Here is an 11,646-nt window from a genome sequence, read left to right as displayed (position 1 = left end):
CGAACTGACAATTACTGCCTTTTTGATCTAATGATCATTTAATTTTTTAATACGTTCTCTGTATTCATATTTTCTTTTCCAATACTTAACATATTAGCAAAAAGTCTATATGCGCCAGAAACTCCAGCAGGAAACTCTCTAAAGAAACTTAATCCTGTGTATATATAATACCCTTTACCGTGTTTTGCAACTAGCAAACTTCCTTTTTTTGCAGATTCTCCTTTGTCATGCATCGATAGAATAGGCGTGAACTCTTTAGACCATTTGTTTGGAAAATATAAACCACGTTCTTGTGTCCAACCTTCAAAATCATTTTCCGTTATTTTATTCGGAAAATTAAGTAATTCATGATTTGGTTCTAGTAAAGTTACTTTTGCATTTTCATCGGTTACACGATCTCGTGAAAGCTCTAAAGCAAACGGAGCAAGTTCTTCTGTTTTTAATCTGCGGTTGGTGTTGTATTGCACAATCATGTTCCCGCCATTAGCGACAAAATCAAACAAAGCTTTTTGCTTAAATTTTAAGGTTTCTACGGTGTTGTATGCTCTAATACCTACAACTACAGCATCAAATCTACTTAATGTTTCGGCATTAATATCCTCTGGTTTTATGGTGATTACGTTATAGCCAATTTGCTGTAAACTTTCAGGAACCACATCTCCAGCACCTTCAATGTATGCAATATTTTCTCCTCTTTTCTGAATGTCTAAACGTACCACTTTGCTTTCGCTTGGTAATAAAACCGTTTGAAACGGAATATGATCATAGTCCATTTCTATAAGCTCTTTGGTATATGTATTATTTCCAACATGTACCATTGGCGTTATTAATCCTTCACTCTGATTTTTAGGAGGAATAACGGTAAATACTACGGTTTGTTCTTGACCTTTATATGCGATGGAAATTTTTTGCTTCTCCGGAAAAACACTCCAGTCTTTTGGATGTGCAATTTCTACAAAACCTTCTAAGTTGTCTTTTCCCGCTTTAATAATTACAGGGATTTCTTTTTGTGCGTCGTTTTCAAAAATGATTACTTTTTCTGCGATTTTTGCGGAAGCTTCGGTAATTATTTCAAAAGGTTTGTATACTTCTCCTTTTACAGGATCGTTGGTTTTGTATACAATAGGTTTGGTGAAATTAATAGCAATATTGTTTATGCTTAAACCAAAAGTAACATTAAAATAACGAGGTGTTTCTGGTTTACCAATCAGACTTTTATCGTCTACTTGATACATACCAAGTGTTCCTTTTTTTGTTAACCAATATGGTGTTGTTGGTTCTTGATCTGCTTTTACGGTAAAAGATTTTTTAAGTGCTACTTTTTCGTTTTTAGCTAAAACTTGCGTTTCTAAAACAGAAGCATCGTTATTAATCTGTAATGTTTTTAATTGTATGTTTTCAGCAGCTCTATTAATAAGTTCTAGATCTAAATTAACCGTTTCGTTTGCTGTTGCATGATTGCTTTCTGCAACGGCTTCTAAATATAATCCTGCACAATTATAGATGAGGTTTTTAATTTCTTCCGTTTTAATATTCTTCCAATGGGTGTCTTCTAATTTTTCAATTAAAGAATATGCTTTCAATAATTCTGGAATAGAAGCAGAAGGGTTGGTAAAATCGAAATCTTTTTCTACTTGGTATAAAATATTTCCTATTGCTGTTCCGCCTTTAACACGATTCCATGTGGTATCAATTCCTTCAAAAATATTTGATTTATCCGAAGGCATTTCCCCTTTAATCAATTCAATATATTCCATTTGACTACCACGAGTTCCTGTGTTACCAAAACCTTGTGATTTATGCTGACTTCTACTCAATGAAGCAATTTCGGTATTACTCAATCCGCTAGAAGCGTAATATGCACCAATATCAAATTGTAAATGTTTGCTTTTATCTGCTTTGTCAAATTTTTCTTGACTTCCATAAAACCACCAAGAAGTATTAAAAAACACACGTTGTGCTTGCCATAAACCAGCGTCTTTTAGTTGACTGGTGTACTTGGTATTATCATTTGTAATATCAAAAGCCTCTAAGCTTAACATTGCAGAACTGGTATGGTGACCATGTGTAGAACCTGGGCTTCTGTGATCAAAACGATTAATAATAATGTCTGGTTTAAATTGACGGATAGCCAAAACAACATCGCTTAACACTTCTTCTTTGTTCCAAATAGCCAAAGTTTCGTCTGGATGTTTCGAATAGCCAAAATCGTTTGCTCTTGTAAAACGTTGTTCGCCACCATCTATATTTCTGGCAGTAAGTAATTCTTGGGTTCTAATTACACCAAGAAGTTCTCTAATTTCTGGGCCAATTAGGTTTTGTCCGCCATCACCACGAGTTAACGATAAGTAAGCTGTTCTTGCTTTTACATGGTTTGCCATATACGAGATTAAGCGTGTGTTTTCGTCGTCTGGATGCGCGGCAACATATAAAACAGATCCTAAAAAATTCAGCTTTTTTATAGACTCAAAAATCTGAGAAGCATTTGGTTTTTTAGGTTGTTGTGCTAGTAAGTTGGAAATGGTGAAAAAAGAAATGAAAAAATAGAGTAGTAGCTTGCGCATGATTATAGTTGGTTTAAGAGCCAAATATAAAAAAGATACGAGCGTAAGAACGGGTTTTAATGTTTATTTAACTTAATATTTAGATAAGATCTGAGCCGTGTTCAAAATCTTCAATAGCATCTTTTTGTAATAACGTAACGGCCTTTTGTAAAATAAGATTGTTAGGGTACGTTACCAAATCCCCATTGTCTTGTCTAAGGTGTAATTGAAATGCTCTAATGTCTTCAATAATGGCTACTATTGGGAAATCTTTATCGTGTATTTGAATTTTATCACCGACCTTATAAGGAAAAGAGAAAAACATAATTACTCCAGAAGTAATATTGCTTAAAATAGACCAAATTGCAAATAAAGCAATACCAATAACTGCAAAAACAGAAGAAAATACTAGTGCAAGTTCTTCTAATTGCGCACCAAAAATAAAAGCTAAAATAAGTGCGAAAACAAAGAATAATGTAACCGAAGAATATCTAATAATTAAATGAATACGCGCATCATTGATACCCGATTTTCTTCCGATTTTACGAATAGAAATCTTCTGAATCATCCAAATAATTATAAAGACTCCTAATAGAATTAAGGAATTAATTAATTGGTCGTTATAGGTGGTAAAAAAATCTTTCATAATCTTTAATAAAGCGCAAAGATAAATTAGATTTCGTTCTTAAAAACAAAAAAAGAGGTTAGTTTACAATTTCTAATAAAGTTTGATAGACTAAATGAAGCGGTAAACCCATTACATTATAATGAGAACCTTCAATTTTAGTAATTGCGATATAGCCAATCCAATCTTGAATACCGTAAGCACCTGCTTTATCGTAAGGTTTAAAGTTATCTAGATAGTAATTTATTTCTTCGTCAGTTAATTCTTTAAAGGTAACTTTAGTAACATTACTTACTGTTTTTTGCGAAGTTGTAGTAGTAAAACAAACCGATGTAATTACTTCGTGTGTTGCGTTACTTAAGGCTTTTAATATTTGAAAAGCTTCATCTTTATCTCTAGGTTTTCCTAGAGCGTTCTCGTTTTGCCAAACAATAGTGTCACTAGTAACTAAAATATCTTTGTCTTGTAAATCTGCTTTAAAAGGAAGGGCTTTTAGTTGTGCTAGATAATCTGTAATTTCAAAATGACGAAGTTTCTTAGGGTATTCTTCAACAACAGGTTTTAATTGGATAGTGAAATCTAGGTCTAAGTCTGAGAAAAACTTTTGTCTTCTTGGCGAAGCGGAAGCAAGAATTAGATTGTAATTTTTAAGTTTTTCTTTTAGCATTATACTTTAGTTTGAGTCTCTAAATTTAAAGTTTTTTCCGTTTCTGAAGCATATTTAACTAGCAACCAAGTCCCGAAAATAAGATTAAGTCCAAGATACAATAAACCAAAGATTAAAAGTTTTTTTGCATCAGAATTAAATGTTTTAAATTCACTTAATTCCGAAGCTAAAGCAAATAACATATACACGTTTACTAGATTAATGATACTACCTAGTATTATTCCTGTGATTCTATTTTTGCTATACACTAGGAATGCTAAAAGTAGTAACAGACTTATGGCAACCCAATTAAAAGTATTAGATGTAAGTGTCCAATAATAGATTATAGAAAAGAAGAAATAAATTTCTGGTATATATGATTTTATCGTTTTCATTATTTTAAAATTAAAGGATAAAGTAGCATGGAGAGCATTCCGATAAGCATAACAAACTTTAAAAGAATACTTATGTTTGTGTAGTCTTTTTTTGTTTTAGCTGAAAATATTTTTATGCTAATATAAATTAGCGGAGCTACTATTAATACTAAGAAGTAGGCAACCGCAATTTCTTGTTTATATAAAAAATTAGTGATGTAAAATATAACAGCAACTATAGGGAATAAGGAAAGAATAAAGAGGATTTTATTCGTGCGATCTCTTCCAATAGCAATGGGCAATGTGTTCATCTGTGCTTTGTAATCTCCATCGATATCTTCCATGTCTTTAACCATTTCGCGAATAAGATTTATAATAAATGCGAAAAGAGCGTAGTCTAAAACAATTTTAAAAAAAGTTAATTGTGCTTCTTTGTTGGAAGGTGTAATCGCAGGAAGTAAATCAAAAATACTGACAATAATTAAGCTTAAAGCGACTAAGGCAGAAATAACAAGATTACCAATAAAAGGCAATTGTTTTAAATAGGAAGCATAAATGTAAAGTAGTGCTGAAATAATCACGAATAAGGTAAAAAACGGACTTTTACCAACCATATGCGATAAGCAAAAACCGAGTCCGACACCAATAATATTAAGTGTGAAAAACAAGTTGTAGGCCGTTTTTTCTGAAATGCTTTTGCCTACAATTACACGCTCTGGTTTGTTAACTAAATCGGTTTCTACATCATAAATATCATTTATAATATTTCCTGCTGCAGCCAAACATAATGTGGCTAAAATTAAAACCAAAATACCTACGCCATTTAATGTAATGGTAACTCCAAAAGGTTCGAAAAGCGCATATTTAATTAATAATTGCACCAAGGCAATCATAATTAAGTTTTTCCAGCGAATGAGTTTTAAAATGTTTTGCATTTATTTTAAGTAAAAATTAAAAAGGAATAATTAAAAAAGGCCGCGAATACACGAATTTTTAATTTTTTGAACACTGATTACTAAACCCTAATCATACTTCGCATCAAAGCTACCATTCCATTTACCTTGCACTTTTAATACTTGCTCAATAACATCACGAACAGCACCTTTCCCGCCGTTTTTATGTGAAATATACTTCGAAATAGCTTTAATTTCTGGAACAGCATCTTGCGGACAACAAGGCAGACCAACCAATTTCATAACCGGGAAATCCGGTATGTCATCTCCCATATATAAAGTATTTTCTAATTTTAAGTCATGCTTTTCTAGGTAATCGTTAAGCTGCTCAATTTTATTATGTGCGCCAAGGTAAACATCGGTAAGGCCTAAATTCTCTAAACGTTTTCTAACGCCTTCATTACTTCCTCCAGAAATAATACATACAGGATATCCTTTGTCTACTGCGGTTTTTAAAGCATAACCATCTTTAATATTCATGGTTCTTAGCATTTCGCCATCGGTGGTAACGGTTACTGTTCCGTCGGTAAGTACGCCATCTACATCAAAAATAAATGTAGTGATTTGGTTTAGGTATTCTTTATAGCTTTTATCTTCCATTTTATTTATTTTTTTTCTGGCTTCGCTTTTGGTTTCACGAAAGTGCCATGTGTTTGTTGTATTGATTTAGTCAGCAATTCGTAAACTTCTTTGTGATGTTTATCGGTTAGCGCTTTTAAATGTTTTTTTATTGTCTTTTTGTCGTTGCGTTTTGCAGGACCGGTTTGTGCTAAAAACGGAGAAACCTCGTCTAGTTTTCTAGCCGTTTCTTTAATTAATGGTTTTAATATTTCAAACTCAGCACCTTGAGATTCTGTGATTTCATGTGCTAGTCTGTAAATTTGATTGGTAAAATTATTTACAAAAACAGCAGCCAAATGCAAAGCAGCACGTTGATCACTATTTACTTTGTGTGGCTGACTCCCAATAGCTTTTGCTAATTTTTTTAAAATAGGAAGGTCTTCTTTATTTTTTAAAGCTTCTAAACACAAAGGAACATCTGAAAAATCTACATTAGCAGCTTTGCTAAACGTTTGCAACGGATAGAAAACACCGCGTTTGTGTTTTTTGTCAATAGCATATAAGCTAACACTACCAGAAGTATGCACCACTAATCTGTTTTCAAACGGAAGTTGGGTAGATAAATCGGCGACAGCATCATCACTTACGGCTAAAATGTAAATATCAGCTACTACTAAATCATTTAAATTATCTGTAATTGCAACTTTGGTTTTGTGCTTTTCAATGGTTCTTAAGTTTCTATTATACCATTGCTTTACAGTTACTTCTTCCGCATTTGTAAAAGCCTTAAATAAATGTGTTGCTACATTTCCTGCTCCAAGTAATACTACGTTAATCATTTTGCTAAAATAATAAGAATAATCAATTACTAATTAAGAATATTTAATTCCTTTTTTCAAAATAAAGACTTAATTTCGAATACATGAATAAATCCGATATAAATACTCGAGAAGATATCTTTTTGCTAGTTTCTAATTTTTATGAAAAAGTTAGAGCAGAAGAAACGCTTGGTCCGTTTTTTAATGAAACCATTAAAGACTGGGAAGCACATTTAAACCATTTAACTACTTTTTGGGAAACGAGTCTTTTTATGACTAGAAAATTAGAGGAAAAGTATCGTGGTAATCCTTTGGAAGCACATGTTAAAGTGGATAAACAGTTTAACCATACTATCGATAATCTGCACTTTGGTATCTGGTTAAATTTATGGTATCAAACCTTAGACGAATTATTTGAAGGTGAAATTGCAGATAATGCAAAACGAAGAGCGCGAAAAATGGGTACCTTTATGTATATGAATATTTTTTCTGCTCGGAAAAAAGAATAAGTTAAAAACGAAGCATAATTTAACACAATATTTGTTTCGTTTAGACTTTTAAATAAACAAAAATCCGTAAATTTGCACGAGCAAAAAAAAGCTTGTGATTATGCTAAAGAAACTCTCCAATATTCTGTTCTCAACCAGACTAACTGCTATTCTTTTTATTTTATTTGCAACAGCTATGGCTGTTGGTACTTTTATGGATGCGGGAATGGATACCTCACCAACACCTTACAGTAGAAATTTAATATATAATACGTGGTGGTTTGAAGGAATCATGTTGTTCTTTGTTATTAATTTTGTTGGAAACATTTTTAGATTCCGATTATATAAAAAGGAAAAATGGGCAACTTTAGTACTGCATTTATCTTTCATATTTATATTATTAGGTGCTTTTATTACGCGCTATGCGAGTTTTGAAGGAATGATGCCAATTCGTGAAGGCGCTACCGAAAACAAATTCTTATCCCAAAAAACATATATAACAACCTATATTGATGGAGACTACGAAATAGACGGTGTACCACAACGACTACCAGTAGAACGTGACGTAGATTTTTCGCCACGTTTAGAAAATAGTTTTGAAGTAAATACTCATTATAATAACCAACCGGTTAGCATCGAATTAGAGAAGTTTATTGGTGGCGCAGAAGAAGATATTGTTCCTAGTGAGAATGGAGAAGAATATCTTAAAATTGTAGAAGCAGGAAGTGATGGCCCACATAATCATTTTTTAAAATCAGGAGAAGTACAAAGTATTCATAATGTGCTAATAGCTCTAAATAAACCTACAAAGGGTGCTATAAATATTACACAAGATGGTAATCGATTAAATATTCATTCTCCATTTGAAGGAGAGTACCTAACCATGGCAACCATGGAATCAGGAAAATTGATAAAGGACAGTTTACAACCATTAGTTTTACGTTCTCGTTATGTTATTGGTAGTATGCAAATGGTTTTTCCTAAGCCTGTGGTTAAGGGGGAATTTGATATTGTGAAAAAGTCGGAAATGTTTAAAGGAGATGAAGATGGTATCGTTTTAAAAGTAACTGCAAATGGGGAAACAAAAAGAGTAGGACTTCTTGGTGGACCATATAAAAACAATGCCTTTAAGCAAGTTAAAATAGGAGGTTTAGACTTCGCGTTCCGTTATGGAGCAAAGGTTTTAGAGCTTCCTTTTAATATTAAGTTAAACGATTTTATTGCAGAACGTTATCCTGGTACAGAAAGAAGTTATTCTTCTTATGCTAGTGAAGTAACGGTTTTAGATGAAAAAGAAGGTGATTTTGATTATAGAATTTATATGAATAATATTCTAAATCATGGTGGTTATAAGTTCTTTCAATCGAACTTCGATCCAGATGAAAAAGGAACGATTCTCTCTGTAAATCATGATTTTTGGGGAACATGGATTACCTATTTGGGTTACTTCTTACTGTACTTTGGTATGATAGCTATATTCTTTTCTAAAGGATCTAGATTTGGAGACTTAAGAAGACATTTAGATAAGATTAAAACGAAGAAAGCAAAACTACTTTCTGTAGTGTTTCTGTGTTTTGCAATGCAGACTTTTGCACAGGAAGAACAGCATCAAGCACCAACACCAGCACAAATAGATTCTATCTTAATTGCTAATGCGACACCAAAAGAACATGCAGATAAATTTGGACGATTAGTTATTCAGGATTTAAGTGGTCGTATGATGCCAATGAACACCTACGCATCGGAGTTAGTTAGAAAAATACACCATAGCGAAACCTATGCAGGATTAACACCTAATCAAATTTTACTTTCTATAAGTGAGAGTCCGTTACTTTGGTATAATGTTCCAATTATATACCTAAAGGCAATGAAAACAGATTCGCTTAAAACGATTTTAGGTATTCCGAAGGAGAAAGATTATGCAACTATTGTAGATTTCTTTGACGAAAACTTAAGCTATAAGTTGAATCCGTATTTAGAAGATGCATATAAAACGAAATCACCAAACGGGTATCAAAAAGAATTAAAGTTAGCCGATCAACGCGCAACTGTTTTGTCTAATGCAATTGAAGGATTAACATTAAAAATATTTCCAATTCCGGAAGACGATAATAATAAATGGATCTCTCCTTTAGAATATAGAAAAGAAGGGTATAAAGAAAAGATTACAGATTCCCTTTACGGAAACTTTGTAAATTCTGGATTTTCAGCTTATTTATTTACTTTAAATAAAGCAAAACAATCTGGAGATTATACCGAAGCTGAAAAATTACTAGAATCCTTTAATAAAACACAGCATAAATACGGAAGTGCGATAATGCTTAGTGATAATAAAATAAGCGCGGAGATTAACTATAACAAATACAATGTTTTTAAAAATCTATATAGATATTATCTGTTAGCAGGATTCTTAATGTTTGTATTTTTAATCACGCAAATATTAAGTAGTAAAAGAAAAGGTATTGATGTTGCTGTTAAAATTAGTAAATGGCTAATTATCGCTTTATTCATAATTCACACGGTTGGTTTAATAGCACGTTGGTATATTTCTGGTCATGCACCTTGGAGTGACACTTATGAAACCATGTTATATGTAGCTTGGTCTGCCATGTTATTTGGTTTGTTCTTTGGAAGAAAAAGTGATTTAACGATTGCTTCTACAGCTTTTGTAGCATCTATTATTTTATTCTTTGCACACCAAAACTGGTTAGATCCTGCTATTGCAAACTTACAACCCGTTTTAAATAGTTACTGGTTAATGATACACGTATCTATTATTGTTGCTAGTTACGGACCATTTGTTCTAGGAATGATTTTAGGGATCGTTTCTCTTATTTTAATGATTGCAACTACAGATAAGAATAAAGAAAAAATGTTAATCAACATCAAAGAGTTAACCATTATTAATGAAATGGCTTTAACTGTTGGTTTAGTGATGCTTACTATCGGAAACTTTCTTGGTGGTATGTGGGCAAACGAAAGTTGGGGTAGATATTGGGGTTGGGATCCTAAAGAAACGTGGGCTTTAATTAGTATTATGGTGTATGCGTTTGTGTTACACATGCGTATAGTTCCTGGACTTCGTGGTCGTTTCGGATTTAATTTAATGTCTATAATTGCTTTTGCTAGTATTATGATGACTTATTTTGGAGTGAACTTTTATCTTGCAGGATTACACTCTTATGCTAGTGGAGATCAGGTGATGAGCGTTAAAATTATAGGGATCTCATGTGTAATTGTCGCTTTACTTGGTTTCTTTGCATATCGAAAGTATGCTAAGTTTTATAAAAAATAGCGGTAAGAGGCTAAGGGATTGGCTTTCTTCGGTTTATTTTATTTAAATATGGGGTAGTATGGCTTGCCGTATTACCCCATATTTACATAGTTGATTTTAAGTTTTTACTTTATTTGCCGGAATAAAGTCTTCGTTAATGATGAAGTAGTACGTGCCTTCGTAATGATGCAATTTAGTTGCATAGCAATAACCTGTAACGTCTTTTTAAAAAGAGATCCAATCCATAATTTCTCAGAAATTTTTATGTCTTAATAATTAGCGTTATTAAGCTGCAGAGTTGTGTGATTTTATGAGAGGTTCCGTTTTTTTAATTTAAAAGGAATCGATTTGTTTCTGTTCTAAATGGATATATTTGCAGTTTTAAATAATAGAAAGATGAAATTTATAAAAGAGTTTAAAGAGTTTGCCGTAAAAGGTAATATGATGGATATGGCAATCGGTATTATTATTGGTGCGTCTTTTAATAAAGTAATAGATGTACTGGTGAAGAAGGTGATGATGCCACCTTTGTCTTTAATGACGGATGGTTTAAACTTTCAGGATAAAAAATACATACTTCGTGATGCCATTGTAAACTCCGAAGGAGTCATTACAACCAATGAGGTTGCAATGGAATATGGAACTTTCTTTGAAGTCTCTCTGGATTTTTTAATAGTAGGAATAACCGTGTTTTTGGTGGTTAAGGCCATGAATCGATTGCGCACCAAGTCACACGATGAAAAAGACACAACTGTGGCTACTCCTAAAGATATTCAGCTTTTAGCAAAGCTTACCGATTTAATGGAGGAACAAAATAAATTACTAAAAGCTACTAAAAATTAAGGTAGTTTAATTGGCTCTTTGTCTAAGTTAAGATCATCAAGCATGTCTTGTGTGAATTTGTAATGACCACGACGTGTAATTACTTTAAATCTGTCGTCTTTCATTCTAGATAGAACATCTAAGAAACGCCATTTAGATTTTAAAAGTGTAGGTTCTTCACTTTTTAAACCAATTTCAAAATAGTGCTTTCTTCCAGCTTTCTCTGCTACAATGTCTGGAGTTATTGAAGAATCAACACCTTTACTTTTTTTAGTATAAGATTTTGGTGTTTCATAACCTTCAACATCTGCTTGAATATTATCAAAGCCTTTGTTTTCTAAGTATAAAATACTCTCCTTTAAAAATTCTAAATTTACTTGTTTGTCTGCTGCTGTCATAACGTGCAAGATACAAAAAAATAATAAATAACACCTAATGTATAATAAAAATATTAAAATATAAACTACTAATAAACAGGTGTTTAAGGTTTTGTTTTTTGTTGGAATTGGATGCGTAAACAATAAAAATAATGGTTAAAACTT

At 32.4% G+C, this 11,646-nt stretch carries 11 protein-coding genes; 3 read left to right on the top strand and 8 right to left on the bottom strand.

What is annotated here, in order from left to right:
- Positions 1-38: 38 nt before the first annotated feature.
- The 7 genes from AMD28_RS07310 to AMD28_RS07280 all read right to left on the bottom strand — a co-directional run bounded on the left by AMD28_RS07310 (position 39) and on the right by AMD28_RS07280 (position 6,541).
- Positions 39-2,564, bottom strand: coding sequence for a PIG-L family deacetylase (locus AMD28_RS07310; protein ID WP_055443495.1), 2,526 nt, complete (start codon positions 2,562-2,564; stop codon positions 39-41).
- A gap of 79 nt (positions 2,565-2,643) precedes the next feature.
- A complete protein-coding gene (locus tag AMD28_RS07305) occupies positions 2,644-3,189 on the bottom strand; it encodes a mechanosensitive ion channel domain-containing protein (RefSeq protein ID WP_055443494.1) in 546 nt (181 codons plus the stop codon).
- A gap of 58 nt (positions 3,190-3,247) precedes the next feature.
- Entirely contained in the window at positions 3,248-3,835 is a 588-nt protein-coding gene (locus tag AMD28_RS07300) for a Maf-like protein (protein ID WP_055443493.1), read from the bottom strand.
- Entirely contained in the window at positions 3,835-4,209 is a 375-nt protein-coding gene (locus tag AMD28_RS07295) for a hypothetical protein (protein ID WP_055443492.1), read from the bottom strand. Before AMD28_RS07295 ends, AMD28_RS07300 begins: the two co-directional genes overlap by 1 nt.
- Positions 4,209-5,123, bottom strand: coding sequence for a geranylgeranylglycerol-phosphate geranylgeranyltransferase (locus AMD28_RS07290; RefSeq protein WP_083478257.1), 915 nt, complete (start codon positions 5,121-5,123; stop codon positions 4,209-4,211). Before AMD28_RS07290 ends, AMD28_RS07295 begins: the two co-directional genes overlap by 1 nt.
- An 87-nt stretch (positions 5,124-5,210) precedes the next feature.
- The gene (locus tag AMD28_RS07285; protein WP_055443491.1) at positions 5,211-5,741 is read right to left on the bottom strand and encodes a KdsC family phosphatase; all 531 of its coding nucleotides are present in this window, start codon (positions 5,739-5,741) and stop codon (positions 5,211-5,213) included.
- Between the two features lie 5 nt (positions 5,742-5,746).
- A complete protein-coding gene (locus tag AMD28_RS07280; RefSeq protein ID WP_055443490.1) occupies positions 5,747-6,541 on the bottom strand; it encodes a Rossmann-like and DUF2520 domain-containing protein in 795 nt (264 codons plus the stop codon).
- An 83-nt stretch (positions 6,542-6,624) separates the two neighbouring features.
- Between AMD28_RS07280 and AMD28_RS07275 the strand changes: the two genes are divergently transcribed.
- The 3 genes from AMD28_RS07275 to mscL all read left to right on the top strand — a co-directional run bounded on the left by AMD28_RS07275 (position 6,625) and on the right by mscL (position 11,125).
- Positions 6,625-7,029 carry a group III truncated hemoglobin gene (locus tag AMD28_RS07275; RefSeq protein ID WP_055443489.1) on the top strand — a complete coding sequence of 135 codons (405 nt, stop codon included), beginning with the start codon at positions 6,625-6,627 and terminating at the stop codon, positions 7,027-7,029.
- 100 nt (positions 7,030-7,129) lie between these two features.
- Complete coding sequence (locus AMD28_RS07270; protein WP_055443488.1) at positions 7,130-10,303, top strand: cytochrome c biogenesis protein CcsA; 3,174 nt, start codon at positions 7,130-7,132, stop codon at positions 10,301-10,303.
- 375 nt (positions 10,304-10,678) lie between these two features.
- A complete protein-coding gene (gene mscL / locus AMD28_RS07265) occupies positions 10,679-11,125 on the top strand; it encodes a large conductance mechanosensitive channel protein MscL (RefSeq protein WP_055443582.1) in 447 nt (148 codons plus the stop codon).
- Here mscL and AMD28_RS07260 read toward each other — a convergent pair.
- Positions 11,122-11,502: a hypothetical protein gene (locus AMD28_RS07260; protein WP_055443487.1), complete on the bottom strand. Its 381-nt coding sequence runs from the start codon at positions 11,500-11,502 to the stop codon at positions 11,122-11,124. The two genes, mscL and AMD28_RS07260, sit on opposite strands and share 4 nt — an antisense overlap.
- Positions 11,503-11,646: the final 144 nt, after the last annotated feature.

The sequence above is a fragment of the Lacinutrix himadriensis genome (assembly GCF_001418105.1).
GTDB classification, from domain to species: Bacteria; Bacteroidota; Bacteroidia; order Flavobacteriales; family Flavobacteriaceae; genus Oceanihabitans; species Oceanihabitans himadriense.
This window is presented reverse-complemented; position numbering and strand designations above follow the sequence as displayed.

Excerpts from the sequence above, each read along its gene's own strand:
- AMD28_RS07310 (WP_055443495.1), bottom strand. The coding sequence starts at position 2,564 with ATGCGCAAGCTACTACTCTATTTTTTCATTTCTTTTTTCACCATTTCC.
- AMD28_RS07305 (WP_055443494.1), bottom strand. The coding sequence starts at position 3,189 with ATGAAAGATTTTTTTACCACCTATAACGACCAATTAATTAATTCCTTA.
- AMD28_RS07300 (WP_055443493.1), bottom strand. The coding sequence starts at position 3,835 with ATGCTAAAAGAAAAACTTAAAAATTACAATCTAATTCTTGCTTCCGCT.
- AMD28_RS07295 (WP_055443492.1), bottom strand. The coding sequence starts at position 4,209 with ATGAAAACGATAAAATCATATATACCAGAAATTTATTTCTTCTTTTCT.
- AMD28_RS07290 (WP_083478257.1), bottom strand. The coding sequence starts at position 5,123 with ATGCAAAACATTTTAAAACTCATTCGCTGGAAAAACTTAATTATGATT.
- AMD28_RS07285 (WP_055443491.1), bottom strand. The coding sequence starts at position 5,741 with ATGGAAGATAAAAGCTATAAAGAATACCTAAACCAAATCACTACATTT.
- AMD28_RS07280 (WP_055443490.1), bottom strand. The coding sequence starts at position 6,541 with ATGATTAACGTAGTATTACTTGGAGCAGGAAATGTAGCAACACATTTA.
- AMD28_RS07275 (WP_055443489.1), top strand. The coding sequence starts at position 6,625 with ATGAATAAATCCGATATAAATACTCGAGAAGATATCTTTTTGCTAGTT.
- AMD28_RS07270 (WP_055443488.1), top strand. The coding sequence starts at position 7,130 with ATGCTAAAGAAACTCTCCAATATTCTGTTCTCAACCAGACTAACTGCT.
- mscL (WP_055443582.1), top strand. The coding sequence starts at position 10,679 with ATGAAATTTATAAAAGAGTTTAAAGAGTTTGCCGTAAAAGGTAATATG.
- AMD28_RS07260 (WP_055443487.1), bottom strand. The coding sequence starts at position 11,502 with ATGACAGCAGCAGACAAACAAGTAAATTTAGAATTTTTAAAGGAGAGT.